Here is an 18,840-nt window from a genome sequence, read left to right as displayed (position 1 = left end):
TATTCTAGTAGGTTGAGTAGAGTTTTTTGCTCAGTTGCGGGCCGTTTCCTGGCTTTCCGGCTTCTTTTCGTCAGCGGACGACGATGCGGTATCGCGCTTGTCCGTCTCTTTGGAAGCAGAGGTTTTACCTTCCTTGCTATCTTTGCTGTCCTTACCGTCTTTCGTATCCTTGGCGTTCGTTTTGCCCGAATCCTTTTCGAAAGGGGCATGCGTATCCGCTTCGAGCATCGTAATCACGCCCCCCGATATTTTACTGCTTTGCAGGCTGGCGATGTAAGAATCCAAATACTTCATCTTTTCGGGCAAATACCCGATCGTCGTCTGCACTTCATATTGGGAGCGGGTGTACATTTTGATTTTGTCCGGATAGGATTCTGTTGGAGATGGCTTGATCTCGGACACGTCGGAGAAGTACGAGGCCGGCAGCTTGGACATGGCCAGACACAGCTTAACCTTGAGCGGATCGTCCTTCGGCCATCCCGTCAAGATCGGCTTGTCCAACGCAACGCCCTGTACTGTAACTGGCACAACGCTTGCGTCGGCGAGCAGCGCCTCGATCTGGCCGTTTTCTCCAACTTGGTAAGCCACCTTCGGGTACTCGTGCACCTGAATGATCAGGCGGCCCGGGAACTTTTTGGACACATCGACCGATTCGACCATCTTTAGTGCTTTGACCTGCGATTCGACTTTGGAGGATGAGACGGAAAAAAAGTGGTCCCCCGCTTTGACGGCAGCCGCTTGGGCGATTTCTTCCTTGGATATCAATTGCTGCCCTTGAATCTCGATCTCCGTTATTTTGCTGAGCGACGATTGGAAGAAGAGAATCAGCAGAAGCGTAATAAAAAAGATAAATAAAAACAGCAGAAGCTTCTTGCTGCTCCGGCTTTTCGGATTCGGTTTCTTGATCACTGGGAGTCTGTCTTCCATAGGTGCCTCCTCTTCTGAACGGCAACAAAGCCCGCATGGCAGGCTCTGTACGCTTTTGCGCCGGGTAGCTTGTCCCGGACAGGACGGGAGCCGTCCGCAGGCTAGGCGAAACGGTCGTCCTCACCCGCATCTGCCGGCATCACCTGCATGATAACTCAAACCAAATAATACGGAATATGTAAACCGCAGGGTATCCCTTCTCCCATGGAAAAAGGGATATTCCAGCGGCTGTGGTCATATGGATGTATAAAGTGCTACTCCGTAGGCACCGGCGTCGTACGATGTATGTCCGCCCCAAGGGACGCGAGCATCAGTTCAATCCGGTCGTACCCCCGGTCGATATGATGAATTTGTTCGATGACGGTTAATCCCTGAGCCGCCAATCCGGCGATGACGAGCGCAGCGCCGGCGCGAAGGTCGGTCGCTTCCACGGTGGCGCCATACAGTCTGGGTACTCCCCGGATATAGGCCGAGGTCAAATCTACCCGGATATCCGCTCCCATGCGCGACAGTTCGTCTACATGCTTGAATCGTCCTTCAAATACGGTTTCCTTTACGATGCTTACCCCGTCTGTAAGGCTGAGGAGCACCATGATTTGAGATTGCAGGTCCGTGGGGAACGACGGATAAGGCGAGGTCACGATCCTCTCCACCGATTTCGGCCGGCCGAGAGCGCACACGTTCATTATATCACCGTTAATTGTGATTTGAACACCTGCCCGTTTGAGCACATGAATGGCGGAGGTCAGATGTGCCGGACAAACCTTTTCCAGCGTCACGTTTCCTCTTGTAACCGCAGCGGCAATCATCAGCGTGCCGGCTACGATGCGATCGGGAATGATCCGGTAAGTACAGGGGGTTAATTCCGATACGCCTTCAATGGTGATCGTATCCGTACCGGCTCCGATAATACGAGCGCCCATGGCGTTCAAAAAGTTTTGCAAATCTTGAATCTCGGGCTCTCGGGCCGCATTGATGATCGTCGTCATTCCTCGGGCCGTCGCAGCAGCCATCATGATGTTTTCGGTCGCGCCCACGCTCGGATAATCGAGCACGATTTCCGCACCCTGCAGCTCATTGGCCGTGCATACGATCTGGCTGCCGTTTTCCTCGATATGCGCTCCCAGGGCTGCCAGCCCCTGCAGGTGCAGATCGATTTTTCGCTCGCCGATCGCGCAGCCGCCCGGCTGATACAGCTCCACACGTCCGAGACGGGAAAGCAGCGGGCCCATCAAAAAAATGGAGGATCGCATTTGGCTCATCAGGCTTTCGGGAATATGAAACTGATGAACGGCGTTCGTACTCACGGTTACGTTATCCCCGACCAACTCCGCCTTGCATCCCAGCGCCCGCAAAATACCGAGCATCACGTGAATGTCCGACAAATCCGGCACGTTCTCAATTGTGATCGTACCTTCTGCCATGATGCCGGCTGCCAGAATGGGCAAAGCGGCGTTTTTCGCGCCGTGAATTCTGATGGCTCCCGAGAGAGGTTTCCCGCCTTCGATAACCAACTTTTCCAAAGTCCCACCTCCGATTTACCGCTCACCCACCACCAATACTTCAGGAACAAGGCAAACGCCGAACTTCTCATTCACGGCAGTCTTGACTTGTTCGATCAGGGTGAGCACGTCGTGGGCCGTCGCCTGCCCGGTGTTGACAATGAAGTTGGCATGCAGCGGCGATACTTCGGCTCCGCCGACCCGAAGGCCTTTAAGTCCGGCTTCCTCGATCAGCTTGGCGGCGAAGTGTCCTTGAGGATTGCGAAAGACGCTTCCGGCGCAAGCAAGCTGCAGCGGCTGTGTACGCAGCCTCCGGTCTTTGTTCGACGCGAGTGTAGCGGCAATCTCCTTGCGGTCCCCATACCGCAGCTGGAATACCGCCTCAGTCACAATCCCCGGCTTCGTCTGCAGAATCGAATGTCGGTAAGCATAAGCCAAATCCTCATTATTCAGCGTCACCAACTCCCCTGTCGGGAGCAGTACTTCAGCCCGCAATAAGATGCGTGACACATCAGACCCGTGCGCCCCGGCATTCATGTAGACGGCGCCTCCCACGGTTCCCGGAATGCCCCCCGCGAACTCCAGGCCGGTCAATCCTTCCTTGCCCGCCATCACCGACAGCTTAATGAACGAATAGGCTCCGCCGGCATAGACGAGTTCCCCTTCGAACCGTACGGTTTCCAGATCATCCCCGAGCTTGATGACCACACCCCGTATCCCTTTGTCGGTGACAAGCATGTTGGAGCCCCGCCCCAGCGCCCTCCATGGAGTCTGGTGCCGGTTCAGCAGCTTTACCGCATCGATAAGCTGCGATCGTGTACGAGGAATGAGCAGAATGTCGGCCGGACCTCCGATTTTCCACGTGGTGTAAGGCGCAAGCGGTTCGTTCAGCCGCAACTCGCCGCAGGACCCGTTCAGCAATTCCGTTATGACCTGTTGCATGGGAAAACCTCCTTCACAGAACGACGCGGCGTCCGGCTTTCCGGTAAATGAGCTCCGGAACCAAGGATTGGCGGCACGCGCAGAGCTTCTGCATTCTTGCGCTCGGGCTGCGCGCCGCTTCGCCAAGTGTCTGTCACGGTATAGTGTAGTTTATGTGAATCGTATCAGAGTGTGACAATCGCCTAGTGCAAAATTCACTAGGCGCGAGGCAAACAATAGGTTTCAATCAGCTTCACGATGTGATCCGTGCCGTTGCCGTACGGATTCAATTCCATCCGCTGCCGAATTTCATCCTGCTCCGCAGACAGGCCGTAGAGATTGGAGATCAGCGACTCCGGATTCAGCTCCTCTTCGAACAGCACTTTGCCGTAGCCCATACCCCGGAACGATTCCGCGTTAAGAATCTGGTCTCCGCGACTCGCCTGGCGGGTCAAAGGGATGAGCAGCATCGGCTTGCGCAGCGCAAGAAATTCAAAGATGGAGGTGGAGCCTGCCCGCGAGACGACCAGATCGGCGCAGGCGAGCAGATCGGGCAGCTCGTCCTTGACGTACGCATACTGCCGGTAGCCCCGGATTCGGTCAAAGGAGGGATCGGTATTTCCTTTCCCGCAAATATGAATGACCTGAAACCGCTCCAGCAGCGCCTCCAGCGATTCGCGAACCGTTTGGTTGATCCGCTGGGCGCCAAGGCTGCCGCCCATAATAAATAGGACCGGCTTTTGAGAATGAAAGTCATTCATTTGCAGTCCGCGGGATGCTTTTCCACCCAAGATCTGCTCGCGGATCGGAAGACCGGTGCGTTCCGCTTTATCTCTGCGGACATACTTCAACGTTTCGGGAAAAGTCACGCAAATACGGGAGACGAGGGGCATCGTAATCTTGTTGGCGAGACCCGGGGTGTAGTCGGACTCGTGCGAAATGACGGGAATTCCCCTCAGTTTGCTGGCAACGATAACCGGCACGGTAACGAAGCCACCCTTGGAAAATACGATATGGGGCTTAATTTTGCCCAGCAGCCGGTAAGCCTGGCCGACGCCTTGCAGCACTTTGAACGGGTCTTTAAAATTTTTGGCGTCAAAGTAACGCCTCAGCTTGCCCGAAGCGATATGATGAAACGGAATCCCTTCGTGCTCGATAATTTCTCTCTCGATCCCATCCTTGGAACCGATATATTCCATATCCCAGCCGAGCTGGCGCAGGTTGGCCATAACCGCCAAATTCGGCGTCACATGGCCGGCCGTACCGCCGCCGGTGAAGACGATTTTTTTCATAAAGGAAGGTCACCTCGAATACCGGGAAATGTTCAATAGCACGCCGATCGAGGTCAGCATCAGCGTTAGCGACGAGCCGCCGGCGCTGATTAGCGGCAAAGTAATGCCTGTAACGGGAAACATGCCGATCACGACGCCGATGTTGATGATGACCTGTACGGCAATCATGCCGACGATGCCCGTCGCAAGAAGACTGCCGAACGTATCCGGCGCGGTAATCGCCGTACGCAGCCCCCGCCAGACCAGCAGGGTGAACAGCAGCAGCACGAAGGAACCGCCTATAAAGCCGAGCTCCTCTGCAATGATAGAAAAGATAAAGTCCGTTTGCGGCTCGGGCAAATAACTATACTTTTGCCGGCTCATGCCCAGACCGAGGCCGACCAGCCCTCCGGGACCGATCGCATAAAGCGATTGAATCGCTTGATAGCCCGCACCAAGCGGGTCCTGCCACGGATCGAGAAAAGCGGTAATCCGCTTCAGCCGATAGGGCGCCGCAATGATCAAGCCGACGAAGCCGAGAATCCCGACCAGCCCGAGATACGATAAATGCAGCAGACGGGCTCCTGTCGTATAGATGATCAGCAATGAGGCGCCGACCAGCACCGCGCCCGTTCCAAGATCGGGCTGCAGCATGATGATTCCGAAAGCGAGGCCGACAAGGCCAAGCGGCGGCAGCAGCCCCCGGGTAAAATGCGTAATGGAGCCCTGCTGCTCGGACAACCATTTGGACAAAAACACAATCATGCCCATTTTCATAAATTCGGACGGCTGAATCCCGAACGAACCGATACCGAGCCAGCTGCGGGCCCCTCCGCGAACGACCCCGATGCCGGGAATAAGCACCGCGACCAGTAGAACGAAGCAGACGATCAAAATGATTTTGGAATATTTTTTCCAGATCCAATAATCGGCGTTCATCGTAAAAATCATCGCTGCGATACCGAGCGCCGCAAACAGCGCTTGACGTTTCAAATAGTACAGCGAGTCGCCGAACTCGCGAAACGCAAGCACCGCGCTGGCGCTGTACACCATCACCACTCCTACGGCAAGCAACAGCAGCGTGGAGCCCAACATCATCCAATCCGGAGTCGAACGTGCTTTCACCATACCGCCCACACCTCTACCTCTCGGTAATCTGGGAAGGGACCTTTCACGCCGGATCAGCGCTGCCGGCTGACAGGGCTTGTTCCCCCCTTTTACAGGTTATGCACGGACTCCTTAAACATGCTTCCCCTCTCCTCGTAAGAGGAAAACATGCCCCAACTTGCACATGCGGGCGAGAGCAGCACCACGTCACCGGGTTTCGCCAGCGCCTGTGCTTCCCGCACCGCTTCCTCCACCGTTCCCCGTGCACCCTTAGCAGCAGTATCGACGGTTTTAATCCGGCTCATGCCTGCAAGGTGTGCCACACGGACGATTTTTTCCTTTGTCTCTCCGAAGGCAACAAGGGCTTTCACCCGGCTCTGGAACGCAGGCAGCAATTCCATGTAATCCGATCCGCGATCAAGCCCCCCCGCAATCAAAACGATGTCCTGCTTAAACGATTCGACCGTTTTAATCGTTGCTGTAGGATTCGTCGCTTTGGAATCGTTATAAAAGAACACGTCGCCCTTCTGCGCCACAAATTCAAGCCGGTGCTCCACACCGCGGAACTCCTTCAGCACCCGGGCGATCGTCTCCAGCTTCACACCGGAAGCGACGGCCATGGCGCTGGCTGCCAGCGCGTTCTCCACGTTGTGGCTGCCCGGTATTCCGAGCTCCCGTACCGACAAGATACGGTGCGCTTGTCCGTCTTTATCGCGGTAAACGATCGTATGTACCGTGTCTTCGCCCCCAGCGGCAAGCGGAGGCTGCACGAACAATCCGTAAGCCAACTCCTCACGAACGGAAAAAGGCAGCACCGAGGAACGAATCGCGTCAGCCGTTTGACGGCAGACCGGGTCGTCCCAGTTCAGCACGGCCGTGTCCGCTTCCGTTTGATTGGCAAACAGCTTCGTCTTGGAGACGACGTAATCGTCCATCGTCCCGTGATAATCGAGATGCGTCTCGTACACGTTCAGCAGAGCCCCTACGGCCGGACGGAACGCACGCGTTCCTTTGAGCTGAAAGCTGCTCAGCTCGACAACCATCCGGTTGTCCGCCTCGGCTTCCAAAGCGGCTTCCGTCAAGGCACGTCCGATGTTACCGGCGACGATCGGCTTTAATCCGTCCGCTTCGAGCATGAGACCGGTCCACGTCGTCGTGGTCGTCTTGCCGTTGGAGCCGGTTATTGCGATCATCGGCGCCTTGCAAATATGATAGGCGACTTCGACCTCCGTCACCACTTCAATCCCCAGCTCGACCGCCCGCTTTACAGGTTCGATCGTGTAAGGAATGCCGGGATTTTTCACGACGAGCTCAACACCCTCGTGTACAAGCCCTTCGGGATGGCTCCCGCAAACAACAGAAATACCCAGAGCCTCCAATTCGTCGGCCTCAGGGCATAAATGGCGTTCTTTCTTATCGTTGACGGCGACAACCGCGCCGTTTTCGTGAAACAATTTGGCGACTGCAACGCCGCTGCGCGCAAGACCTAGAATGACGACCTGACGGCCGCGGTACTGAGCGGGATGCTCCATGCCTACAACACCTCGTTAATATAAAGTCCGATACCGGCCAAAATCAGCCCCGCCGTCCAGAACGAAATGACCACGCGCCACTCCGACCAGCCCGTCAATTCGAAATGGTGATGAATCGGGCTCATTTTGAACACCCGTTTCCCCCTCGTCTTGAAGGAGACGACTTGAATGATGACCGATAAAATTTCGACAACGAACACGCCGCCGATCAACGCCAGCAAAATTTCCGCTTTGGTCAAAATCGCCACGGCCGCCAAGCCACCGCCGATGCCGAGTGAGCCGGTATCCCCCATGAACACTTTCGCTGGGTGAGCGTTGAACACCAGAAATCCGAGCACCGCGCCGACCATCGCGGCACAGAAGATCGCGAGATTCGGCTGTGAGTTATTCAAAGCAATGATGGCATATGCGCCGAACGCGATCGCGCTGGTTCCGGCCAATAAGCCGTCCAGACCGTCCGTGAAATTCACCGCATTGGACGTACCCAGCAACAGGAAAGCGACGAACGGGAAGTATAACCAGCCGATATCGAACGAAAAACCGATATAAGGGATCCGGATGTCCGTGTTGTGTCCGGTCTGCACCAGCAGGATACATACGATGATCGAGACGGCGAGCTGCCCGAGCAGCTTTTGTCTGGCCGTCAAGCCGAGCGAACGCTTGAACAAAATTTTAATATAATCGTCCAAAAATCCGATAAAGCCGTATCCAAGCGATGCGATAATAAGAATGAGCGTCTCGATGTTTTTTTCTCCGAAACGCAGCACGGCGAGCGCCAGCGCCAGCATGATGATGATCCCGCCCATCGTAGGCGTGCCCGCTTTCTTCAGATGCGCTTGCGGCCCTTCGGTGCGAATCTGCTGCCCGAATTTGAGTCTGCGAAGAAGCGGAATGAATAAAGGTCCCATAATGACCGCAAGCAAAAAGGCCACGCCGAGCGTGATCATGACAATTTGAAAATCCACCGGACTATCCCCCCAATTGCATTAAAAACGATGCCAGCTGCTCCATCCGCATACCGCGCGAGCCTTTGATCAGCACAACGTCGCGCGCTGCGGCAGCCTGACCAAGCGCACGGGCCAGCTCCTCTTTATCTTCAAAATGCCGGACGCGCTCCGCCGGAAACCGCTCCCTCGCTCCCTCGGCAATATGCCGGGCAAGCGGGCCGTAAAGATACACCGCTTCGACCTCGTCCGGCTCGACGAAACGGCCGATATCCCGGTGAAACTCCGCCTCTTCGGGGCCGAGCTCGAGCATATCGCCAAGCACCGCGAACTTTCGGCTATAACCAGTCGCCTCGTGCAGAAGCGAGAGTGCGGCCCTCATCGAAGTCGGGGAAGCGTTGTAGGCGTCGTTCCACACGGTCAAGCCGGAAGGCGCCTGCGACACTTCGATCCGCATTCCGGTAACGACCAGCGATTGCAAGCCCTCGGTCATCCGCGCCGCATCCAGTCCAAAATACTTCCCGACGGCGATCGCCGCCAGCGCGTTGACCGCATTATGCCCCCCGAGTAACGGAATATAGAAAGGAACTCCCGGATCGGTGTTGACGACAAAGTGCGTTCCTTTCGCATCCAGCTTCATTTCCAGCGGGTACAGATCGTTGGCCGCACCCGCTCCGAAACGGACTTTGGCATAGCCGTCCGCCTTCATTCGTCCGGGCTGGGTCAGCTCCGGCAGAACCTCCTCAATCAGGGGTTCATCCCCGTGATAGATCAGTGCGCCGCCGGGCAGAAGTCCTGCTAAAATTTCCGTTTTGGCTCGCGCGATTTCGGTGCGCGAGCCGAGCTGCAGCAGATGCGCATCTCCGATATTCGTGATGACGGCAAGCTCCGGCTCGGCGAGCCGGGACAGCAGCTCAATCTCTCCCCGCCCGCTCATGCCCATCTCTAGGACGGCGATCTCGGTATCCTCATCCAGTTCCAGCAAAGTGAGCGGAAGACCGATGTGATTGTTGTAGTTTCCTGCCGTTTTATGCACACGGAAGGCCGTGGCCAGCACGGCTCCCGTCATATCTTTTGTCGTCGTTTTGCCGTTGCTACCTGTAATGCCGACAACGCGTGCCTTCAGCTGACGGCGATAGGCTTGGGCCAGACGCTGCAGCGCCGCCAGCGTATCGTCCACGAGAATCAGCGGCTTGCCCGGCGGTGGATTGAGGCGGTCCGTCTGCCACAGCGATACGGCCGCGCCCCGTTCAAATGCGGCATCGGCGAAAACATGCCCGTCAAACGACTCCCCGATCAACGGCACATACAAGCTGCCTTCCGCAAGAGTGCGCGTATCCTTCGAAACGCCGTGAATCACGGCATCGCCGGGCGTTCCTTGCGCCAAGGTTCCTCCGGCCATGACGGCAATCTCGGCCAACGTACGTCTGATCACTGCAACCGTCCCCTTATCGCGTTTTCCGCTACCAGCCGGTCGTCAAACGGATGCTTGACGCCTTGGATGTCTTGATACGTTTCGTGCCCTTTTCCCGCAATCAATACTACATCCTTAGAGGTTGCCCGGGCAATCGCTTTTTGAATGGCCTGTCTGCGATCGGCGATCAGCTCGTAACGCTCTTTGTCCCAGCCGGCCCCGACAAGGCCCGGTTCGATATCCCGGAGAATGCTTTCCGGGTCTTCGGTGCGCGGATTGTCGGAAGTGACGAATACGTAGTCACTGTACTTTGCGGCCACGCCTCCCATCAGCGGGCGTTTGGCGCGGTCGCGGTCACCGCCGCAGCCGAATACGCAGTAAACTTGGCCTTCCGCAAATTGCCGGATCGTGGAGAGCGCATTTTCCAAGCCGTCCGGCGTATGGGCATAATCGACCAGCACAAGAGACTCTTGCCCCGCATCCACAATCTCCATCCGCCCTTCGACGGAAGTTATGCTGCCAAGGCTGGCGACAATTCGCTCCAGCTCAATCCCTTCCGCCAGCGCTGCGGCGATAGCGCCGAGCACGTTGTAGACGTTGAACCGGCCGACCAGCCGCATCTTCACCTCGGCCGTTCCGCGGTAGGTGACGCAGCGGAAGTTGGTGCCCTTGGCAGTTATTTCAATGTCCTCCGCCCGCACGTCGGCAGCCGGGTTGTCTATGCCGTATACGATCGTCTGCGCCGTCGTATGCTTGGCAAAGTAGTCGGAAGCCGGATCGTCTCCATTCAGCACGGCATATTGGTGCTGATCGGCTGTCGGCGCGAATTCGTTGCCGAGCCTGGAGAACAACAGACCTTTGGCTTCCCGATACCGCTCCATCGTTTGGTGATAGTCCAGATGATCCTGCGTTAAATTCGTAAATAAGCCGGTACGGAACCGGCAGCCGTTCACCCGCCCCATGTCGAGGCCGTGAGAAGAAACTTCCATAATGCAGTAATCGGTTCCGGCATCGGCCATATCGCGTAAAATACGCTGAAGCTCAATCGCCTCTTGCGTATTGTTCTTTTCGTTCGGATGTCGGACAGCACCGATTTTCACATGGATATTCCCCATTAATCCGGTTTGAAAACCTTGGTCCGATACTATTTTTTCCAATAAAAACGTAGTCGTCGTTTTACCGTTCGTTCCCGTTACGCCGATGAGCTTCAGCTCCCGGCTCGGATATCCGTAGAAATGGCAGGCTAATGCCGCCATGGCGTAACGCACATTTTTTACCAGCAGCACGGGGACGTCCGCTTCAATCTCCCGTTCCGCAACCAAAGCGGCAGCTCCCTGCGCAACCGCCTGCCCGGCATAATCGTGACCGTCCGTCTTCAGGCCGGGTACACAGAAAAACAAATCTCCGGGCAGGACCTTGCGGGAATCGGCCGCGAGACCGTGAATATGGGTATCGCCGTCACCGATCATCCGGCTGACGGCAAGCTGGGCTGCCAGCTCCTTCAGTTGCATGTTGTGTCCCCCTCCGTTTTTTGCACATGGTATCATTATGGACAAAAAAATGCGTGCTGAAAAGCCCATTTCCCCAAATGTTACCGTACTTTCATCGAAGCGTCAGCCTCACTGCGCCTGCGGTTTGCCGCTTTCCGGCGGGCTCGCATCGGACAAATAAATCCGGATCGTCGAGCCTTGCTCCACCCGAGTTCCGGCTTTCGGAACTTGGCTGATCACGGTACCGCCTGTGCCGGATTTCGCCAGTTGAAAATTCATATTCATGCTTTCGTAAATCTCCGTGACGCTCATGCCTACCAGATTCGGCACTTCCACGATTTTCGTATCGCCATACACGTATTTACGGTCCATTTGATCTTTGCGCGGCGGAACCTTCATATAACGAAGCGTGTCCTCCATAATCCCCTTGACGAGCGGAGCGGCGACCAAGCCGCCGAACTGGATGCCCTGGGGATTATCGACCGCAGCGTACACGACGACTTTCGGATCGTCGGCCGGAGCAAATCCGATAAAGGAGACGATGTGCTCGCTCGCGGAATAGCGTCCGTTCACGACCTTTTGCGCCGTCCCCGTCTTTCCTCCGACCCGGTAGCCGTCAATGAACGCATTGCGCCCGGTTCCGTTCGCCACGACGCTCTCGAGCGTCTCCCGTACCTGCTTGGATGTCGCTTCGGAGATCACCTGGCGAACGAGCTCCGGCTTCATCTCCTCGACCAGCGATCCCGTATCCGGGTTATACCAAGCCTTCGCCACATGAGGCTTGAACAGCTTGCCGCCGTTCACGGCTGCCGATACGGCCGTAATTTGCTGAATCGGCGTGACGGAGACCCCTTGCCCGAACGAAGTGGTGGCCAGTTCGACCGGACCGACCCGCGACGGCTTAAACATAATTCCGTTCTCTTCACCGCCGAGATCGATCCCCGTTTTTTTACCGAACCCGAAGTTATAAATATACTCGAAAAGCTTCTCTTTGCCAAGTCTTTGGCCCATCACCACAAAGCCCGGGTTACAGGAATTTTCTACCACCTGCTGAAACGTTTCGCTGCCATGCCCGCCTCGCTTCCAACATCGCAGCCGGGCGCCCGCCACCTCAATCGCGCCCGGATCGAAAAACCCTTCCGTCAAGTTAACCTTTTTCTCCTCTAGTGCTGCCGCAAGTGTAATAATCTTGAAGGTGGAGCCTGGTTCGTAGGTCATCCAAATGGGCAAATTCCGGTTGTAGTTCTCCACGGGATACGCCTTATAGTTGCCCGGCTCGTAGCCCGGCCTCGACCCCATCGCCAAAATCTCTCCGTTATTCGGGTCCATGGCAATCGCAATGACATGATTCGGCTGATATTTCAGCATTGCCTGATCCAGCTCGCGTTCCATAATCGCTTGAATGTTGCTGTCGATCGTGAGCTGAAGGTTCAGGCCGTCAAGCGGCTTCTTGTACTCGTCCGTCGATCCGGGCATCGACTTGCCTGCGGCGTCGGCCAAATACGAGATGCTGCCGCCTATACCCGTTAATGTCCGGTTATACTTCAATTCTATGCCCGTCAATCCTTGATTATCAATCCCGGTAAAGCCGAGCACGTGCGCAGCCAAACTCCCGAACGGATAATATCTCTTGTTATCCTCGGTCACAACGATACCGGGAAGCTTCATATCGCGGATTTCCCGGGCTTTTTCCTGCGTAATTTTGCGGCCGGCCGGCTTGATATAAGCACTGGACGCTCTCGTCGTCAACTGCTTGTAAATCGTCTCCTGACTTGCGTCCAGCGCCGCCGCCAGCTTGGACGCCGTTGCCTGAGGATCTTGAATTTGCGCCGGAATGGCCATCACCGTAGGCGAGCTTATGTTGTAAGCGAGCTGCGCCCCGTTCCGGTCCAGGATTTCCCCTCGCTTGGCCGTGACGGGAATGTCGCGGCGCCACGAATCTTCCGCTTTATCCGACAGCTCCGATCCGAGCCAGATCTGCACGTACGCGAGCCGCACCGCCAAGGCCAGAAAAATAGCCGTTCCGACAATCAGCGCGGCGAACAACCGACGGCGAACCGTTACGTTCGATGCCCTCATGCCCGCTCCTTCCCCTTCCTGAAAGAGAATCGTTTCATATCATCCCTATTCAGGACAACCAGGGGTTAGAACAAGCTATGGCTGAGCCGATGCCGTTTTTTTGGACCCGCCGTCGGCGGTTTGCTTGACGGAGTCGGTATTTTTCTTGCTTGTGCCCGACTTTCCGCTGTCGCCCGTCGTCTTGGCCGAGGACGAATCCGCCTTCGCCGTTTTATCGGATTTGCCCGATTTATCCGATTTGTCCGTCTTGCTGGCCACCGGATTTTCCAGCAGCTCTTTGTACGATTTCAGCTGCAGAGTGAGCACCCGGGATTCGCCGGAGCCTTCCAGTGCTTGATCCGACACATATCCTTCGCCGGTCGATTGGCAGCGCACCTTGAGGAAGGAGCATACCTCCAGCGCATCGCGAAGCGATTTCCCGGACAAGTTAGGCACCGGAACATCCTCGCCTTCCTGCATCAGTACATACATTCGCTGCGCCCCGCCGATTTCGGTACCTGGCAGCGGAGATTGGGCGATAACCTTCGGTCCTTGACCGATCGGCTCGACGGAAACGCCGAACTTGTTCATCGCTGATTTGGCATCATCCAACGATTGGCCAGTCAGATCTGGCATTTTGCCCTGCGGCGCTTTCTCCGTCGGCTGGGAGATCTGCTGCACGGTGGTGCTCGGCGCAATGCCCCAATACCGCAGCGTTTGCGATACGATTTCTTTAAAAGCCGGGGCGGTTACATCGCTCCCCAAATGATAATTGCCGCCGAGATCGGGATCGTCCGCCATAATCGCTACCAATATTTGCGGGTCCTCCAAAGGCGCGTAGCCGATGAAGGAAACCATCCATCGTCCTTCAGCATATTTGACTTGGCCCTGCTGCACGAAGTTCGCGGTACCGGTCTTGCCTGCTACCCGGTAGCCCTCGATATATGCCTTGCGTCCCGTTCCTTTCTCCTGGTCCGACACGACCTGCTCCAAATATTCGCCAACCTGTTTTGCCGTCTCCGGCGTTACGACCTCACGGATGACCTTGGGGTCGTACTTCTCGACGACTTCGCCCGTATCCGGGTTCGTGATCTGCTTGATGACATGCGGCCACATCAGCTTGCCGCCATTCGCAATCGCAGCGTAAGCCGCTGTCTGCTGGATCATGGTGCTGGTTAACCCTTGACCGTAGGTCGCCGTTGCGTACTCCGGCGCATACTGCATTTTGACCCGGCCCGCAACTTCACCGGGGATATCGACGCCCGTCTTGGCGCCGAATCCGAAATTATCAATATACTGCCGCAGCTTATCCGGCCCAAGCTTCTCGAGACCAAGCTTCACGAACGCTACGTTACTTGAACGTTTCAGACCCTCAAGGTACGAAATTCTACCCCAACCGACAACGTTGTGGTCGTGCAGCTCGCGGTCCGCTACGATGATTTTGCCGGACTGATATTTGTCTTCCGGAAAAAACACGCCTTCCTGTACCGCTGCCGCCAAGGTAACAATCTTGAACGTCGAGCCCGGTTCATATTGCGAGGCGACGGCATGATTGATGAAATCCGATTGATTTTTCGTTTCGCCGTATTTGTTCGGGTTGAACGTCGGCATGTTCGCAAGTCCAAGAATTTCCATTGTCTTCGGATCGACCGCGATCGCGGTAAGGCTTTTCGGATGCCACTTGTCGTACGTCTTCTGCAGCGCGTTCTCGATGTAAAATTGAATGTTTTTATCGATGGTCAGCTGTACGTTGCTGCCGTTCACCGCAGGCTGATACCGGCTCTTCGAACCCGTCAACTCGACGCCATAGCGGTCTTTCTCGTAATTCAGAAAGCCCGGAACGCCTTTCAAATAGTTGTCGAGCTGCACTTCGATCCCCATCACCGGCTTGCCTTCTTTATTACTGTAGCCGATCAGATGGGCAGCAAGCTGGCCTGCCGGGTAAAACCTCTTAATCTCAGGCAGCAGTACAATACCGATCGGCGTGTTCTTTTTCGGAAGCTTGGCCTGCATATCTTTAACAAGTTGAGTGATTTTATCGGCCTTCTCCGAGTCGATCTTCCAGCCTTCGTTGCGGATTTCGATCTGGTCCGTAAGCGTCCATTCCCGCTTGGCTTCAAAACGCTTGCGTATTTTGTCTTCCAGCGCCGAGACGCTGGCCGGATCGCCGGAAGGCGCCAGAATCGCCGCCAGACCTTTTACAACTTCTTCCTGATTGTTGTTATCTTTAATCGTCCGGGGAACCAGAGCCAGCGTGAACGCCGGGGAATCTTCCGCAAGCACCTTGCCGTTCCGGTCCAAAATACTGCCGCGGACCGGCTGAATGACCTTCTCCTTCGACCACTGATTTTCTTTAACCTCCGTGACCAATTTGGCGCCTTCAACGATTTGAACCCAATAGACACGGGTTATCAGAACAACAAAAAGGAGGGTGAATCCCCCTCCGATGATTAACGAACGCAATTTTACCTTTTTTGTCATCGTATATCCTCCCTATTCCAACGGACAGATCAGGGTTGATCCTTTGTTTTTTTGGAAGCGACGCTTTGCCCTGAGGACCCCGACGTCTTTCCTGTTCCCGGCGGCTTCGTCTGATTCGGATCGGCTACGCTGTAGCCGCGGCTGCGGGCTTCTTCCTCAAGACGCTGATGGTCGGAGAGCGCGTCTACCTTTTGCTTAAGAATGCTGTTCTCCGCTTCCAGGTTAGCAATTTTCTTCTCAAAGGTTTGAATGCTGGAGCTTATCTCGTAAATTTGTGCATAACGCCAGATGATGACACCCGCAACGACGACGCAGACGGCAACCGTAAACAAATAGAGCAGCTTTTCTTGTACCGGCAACGTTTTGTTCCGGTATACGATCTTTTTCGTCTCCTTGACTTTGACTTTGTTCTCGGTCCGCTGCTCAACTGCTAAATTCCCTTGGATATAAGCCGGCAAGATGCTTTCCCCCTCAGTTCGTCAGTTTCTCCGCGATTCTCAGCTTGGCCGAGCGGGCGCGCGGATTCGCTTCGAGCTCTTCCGCTCCGGCTTCGATCGGCTTGCGGTTCACCAGTTTAACGATACCGGCAGATCCACACACGCACATCGGAAAGTCGGGCGGGCACGTGCATTTGGCTACATATTTGGCAAACGTTTGTTTACATATCCGGTCTTCGAGCGAATGAAAGGTAATGACCGCAGCCCGGCCTCCGGGGGCCAGACAGCGGATGGACTGCTCCAACGCGTCCTCGAAGGCGCCGAGCTCGTCGTTCACGGCGATCCGCAGCGCCTGAAAGCTGCGCTTGGCCGGATGCGGACCTGTACGCCTCGCCGCGGCGGGAATCGATTCTTTGATCAAGTCGACGAGCTGTCCCGTCGTTTCGATCGGAGCCTTGGCGCGAGCGGCAGCTATTGTCGCTGCGATGCGGCGCGAGAACTTTTCTTCCCCGTACTCAAATAAAATTTGCGCAATCTCCTGCTCCGGCCATTCGTTGATGATGTCTCTCGCCGTCAGCGGAGCCGTCCGATCCATCCGCATGTCCAGTTCGGCGTCATGATTGTAGCTGAAGCCGCGGTCTGCCTCATCGAGCTGCGGGGACGACACGCCCAGATCGAACAAAATCCCGTCCACCTGCGGACGGCCGTCTCTCAAAGCGCGCGGCACTTGGGCAAGCTCGCGCTCCAAATAACGAAAGTTGCTACGGATCAGCTTCACCCGGTCCATAACCGGAGCGAGCCGCTCCCTAGCATTGGCAAGCGCCGCGTCGTCTTGATCGAAGGCGATAAGCAAGCCCTCCGGTCCGAGACGCGAAGCGATCTCGAAGCTGTGCCCCGCTCCGCCAAGCGTACAATCGACATAGACGCCGTCCGGTTGTATATGTAATCCTTCCACTGCTTCCTGCTTAAGTACAGTCACATGATGAAACATCTCGCTGTTCCTCCTACACCGGCTTATTCCGGGGTTATAGATCAAAGTTAAAATCGACCAGTTTCTCCGCAATTTCGGCGAACGATTCCTCCGATTGCTGGAAGTAGTTTTCCCAGATCGACTTGCTCCAAATCTCCACCCGATTGGAAACGCCGATAACGACGCAATCTTTCTCCAGCTTGGCGTGCTCGATCAGATTGTTCGGCAGGTTGACCCTGCCCTGCTTGTCCAGCTCGCATTCGGTGGCGCCGGAGAAAAAAAACCGGGTAAAGGCGCGAGCGTCAGACTTCATGAGCGGCAGCGCTTTGAGCTTCTGCTCCAGCACCGCCCACTCGTTCATGGGATAAACGAATAAACATTGGTCCAGGCCGCGAGTGACGATGAATGATGTTCCCAGGGCTTCGCGAAACTTGGCCGGCACGATCATCCGGCCTTTTTCGTCGACGGTATGCTGATATTCCCCCATGAACACCACTCGCCACCCCCTTTCCTCCACTTTACCCCACTTTCCACCACTTGTACAGTAATGATTCGGCACGTTAACAAAAAATCCTGCTTCGTCAATAGACGACCGCAGGATTTTTTTCGGTTATTCCGTTTTGTCCTGAGGCGGTTCCGCGTTCTCCCCGGCTTGCTCTTGAAGGGACAAACGGTCGGACGGCCGCGCCTCCGACGGTGGGTTATCCCCAGCCAGCCGCGCACGAATGTCCGCCAGCTTCTCCTTGCGCCGTTTGCGCAGGAGCCAGACGGGAATGCCGATCAACATCAGCAGCAGAATCACCGGCAGCGCTCCCGCCAAAAAAACGAACGCCCATTGAAGCAAGAAGCCCAGCACCGCCAAGCTTCCGTTCAGCGCTTCTGCCGCCCGCTGCCCTAGCGGCCCCTGACCGCGAGCCTGAATAACCTCGGCGGAGCTGTTTTTTTGCGTCAGCTTCAGCTCGATGGTCGACATGGCTACGTTTTGCTCCAAGTACCGCATACGCCCTTTAATTCGCTCGATTTCTTCCTGAACCTTACCTAGCTCGTTTGAGAAAGCAAGCAGTTCGTCGGTCTTCACAGCCTTTTCCATAAAAGCGATCAGCCGGCTCTCCACGACCTGCTTTGCCTTCAAACGCGCGGCGAGATCGACATACTCCTCCGTCACATCCTGGCCCTGTAAGTTTTTTTGCAGCGTCGGCTGAATCTGTTCAAGCAGCGCCAACAGCGATTGGAAGCCGGTCGCCGGCACCTTGATGACGAACGTACCGCTTTTTTCCGAACCGGAAGCGTTCTCGTTGAACTGCAAAATGTAGCCGCCCGACTGCTTGACCACCTCCTGTATTTTCGCTTGCGCCTCTTGATACTTTTCCACCTGCATGACCAAATCTGCTTTGTAGATGATTTTGCGGTTGTATGGCTCCGGCGTCTCGGGCGCCTTTTCCCCCGTCAAGCTTGCGCCTGCGGCGGGCTTCACTGCATTCGAATCAACTGCCTCTCCGGTTGGGCCGGCAGAGCTTGTCCCGCTATTTTGCGCCATTTTCTGATCACCGACAGCCAGCTTCTCCGAGTCCGTTGAAACCGCATTGCAGCCTGCAAGCCATCCGGCCAACAGCAGAACCGTCCCGGCTCCACGTATCAGCCGCAGCTTCGTCGCAGCCCCTTCCCCTATCTTTCGCATATTGCCTCCCCCTTCTTTGTCTGATCCCACAGCCTCTGAACGCTGCGTTATTCCCTAGACGAGAGGAGGATTTCCATTGTTTCAATTTTGTTACAATTCCCCAATAAA

General features: G+C 55.8%; 15 protein-coding genes. All 15 read right to left on the bottom strand.

The window, feature by feature from the left end:
* Positions 1-30: 30 nt before the first annotated feature.
* The 15 genes from ET33_RS05040 to ET33_RS04970 all read right to left on the bottom strand — a co-directional run bounded on the left by ET33_RS05040 (position 31) and on the right by ET33_RS04970 (position 18,732).
* Positions 31-927, bottom strand: coding sequence for a cell division protein FtsQ/DivIB (locus ET33_RS05040; protein ID WP_036677344.1), 897 nt, complete (start codon positions 925-927; stop codon positions 31-33).
* 254 nt (positions 928-1,181) lie between these two features.
* Positions 1,182-2,450 carry a UDP-N-acetylglucosamine 1-carboxyvinyltransferase gene (gene murA, locus ET33_RS05035; RefSeq protein WP_036677340.1) on the bottom strand — a complete coding sequence of 423 codons (1,269 nt, stop codon included), beginning with the start codon at positions 2,448-2,450 and terminating at the stop codon, positions 1,182-1,184.
* A gap of 15 nt (positions 2,451-2,465) precedes the next feature.
* The gene (gene murB, locus ET33_RS05030) at positions 2,466-3,371 is read right to left on the bottom strand and encodes a UDP-N-acetylmuramate dehydrogenase (RefSeq protein ID WP_036677336.1); all 906 of its coding nucleotides are present in this window, start codon (positions 3,369-3,371) and stop codon (positions 2,466-2,468) included.
* Between the two features lie 197 nt (positions 3,372-3,568).
* Complete coding sequence (locus tag ET33_RS05025; RefSeq protein WP_036677333.1) at positions 3,569-4,642, bottom strand: undecaprenyldiphospho-muramoylpentapeptide beta-N-acetylglucosaminyltransferase; 1,074 nt, start codon at positions 4,640-4,642, stop codon at positions 3,569-3,571.
* A gap of 9 nt (positions 4,643-4,651) precedes the next feature.
* Positions 4,652-5,749, bottom strand: a complete 1,098-nt coding sequence (spoVE, locus tag ET33_RS05020; RefSeq protein ID WP_036677330.1) for a stage V sporulation protein E — start codon at positions 5,747-5,749, stop codon at positions 4,652-4,654.
* An 89-nt stretch (positions 5,750-5,838) separates the two neighbouring features.
* Positions 5,839-7,260, bottom strand: coding sequence for a UDP-N-acetylmuramoyl-L-alanine--D-glutamate ligase (gene murD / locus ET33_RS05015; RefSeq protein WP_036677326.1), 1,422 nt, complete (start codon positions 7,258-7,260; stop codon positions 5,839-5,841).
* Positions 7,261-7,262: 2 nt separating this feature from the next.
* On the bottom strand, positions 7,263-8,225 hold the full coding sequence (gene mraY / locus ET33_RS05010) for a phospho-N-acetylmuramoyl-pentapeptide-transferase (RefSeq protein WP_036677323.1): 963 nt from the start codon (positions 8,223-8,225) through the stop codon (positions 7,263-7,265).
* Positions 8,226-8,229: 4 nt separating this feature from the next.
* Complete coding sequence (locus ET33_RS05005; RefSeq protein WP_036677319.1) at positions 8,230-9,639, bottom strand: UDP-N-acetylmuramoyl-tripeptide--D-alanyl-D-alanine ligase; 1,410 nt, start codon at positions 9,637-9,639, stop codon at positions 8,230-8,232.
* Positions 9,636-11,129 carry a UDP-N-acetylmuramoyl-L-alanyl-D-glutamate--2,6-diaminopimelate ligase gene (locus tag ET33_RS05000; RefSeq protein ID WP_036677316.1) on the bottom strand — a complete coding sequence of 498 codons (1,494 nt, stop codon included), beginning with the start codon at positions 11,127-11,129 and terminating at the stop codon, positions 9,636-9,638. The genes ET33_RS05005 and ET33_RS05000 overlap by 4 nt, the downstream gene beginning before the upstream one ends.
* 108 nt (positions 11,130-11,237) lie before the next feature.
* A complete protein-coding gene (locus ET33_RS04995; protein ID WP_036677314.1) occupies positions 11,238-13,187 on the bottom strand; it encodes a stage V sporulation protein D in 1,950 nt (649 codons plus the stop codon).
* A 75-nt stretch (positions 13,188-13,262) separates the two neighbouring features.
* Positions 13,263-15,647, bottom strand: coding sequence for a penicillin-binding transpeptidase domain-containing protein (locus tag ET33_RS04990; protein WP_036677311.1), 2,385 nt, complete (start codon positions 15,645-15,647; stop codon positions 13,263-13,265).
* Positions 15,648-15,676: 29 nt separating this feature from the next.
* Positions 15,677-16,105, bottom strand: coding sequence for a cell division protein FtsL (ftsL, locus tag ET33_RS04985; protein WP_036677308.1), 429 nt, complete (start codon positions 16,103-16,105; stop codon positions 15,677-15,679).
* Positions 16,106-16,118: 13 nt separating this feature from the next.
* Positions 16,119-17,075: a 16S rRNA (cytosine(1402)-N(4))-methyltransferase RsmH gene (gene rsmH, locus ET33_RS04980; RefSeq protein ID WP_036677304.1), complete on the bottom strand. Its 957-nt coding sequence runs from the start codon at positions 17,073-17,075 to the stop codon at positions 16,119-16,121.
* A gap of 34 nt (positions 17,076-17,109) precedes the next feature.
* On the bottom strand, positions 17,110-17,547 hold the full coding sequence (gene mraZ, locus ET33_RS04975) for a division/cell wall cluster transcriptional repressor MraZ (RefSeq protein WP_010491914.1): 438 nt from the start codon (positions 17,545-17,547) through the stop codon (positions 17,110-17,112).
* Between the two features lie 117 nt (positions 17,548-17,664).
* Positions 17,665-18,732: a DUF4349 domain-containing protein gene (locus tag ET33_RS04970; protein ID WP_051775110.1), complete on the bottom strand. Its 1,068-nt coding sequence runs from the start codon at positions 18,730-18,732 to the stop codon at positions 17,665-17,667.
* Positions 18,733-18,840: the final 108 nt, after the last annotated feature.

The organism is Paenibacillus tyrphae (genome assembly GCF_000722545.1).
Taxonomy (GTDB): domain Bacteria; phylum Bacillota; class Bacilli; order Paenibacillales; family NBRC-103111; genus Paenibacillus_G; species Paenibacillus_G tyrfis.
This window is presented reverse-complemented; position numbering and strand designations above follow the sequence as displayed.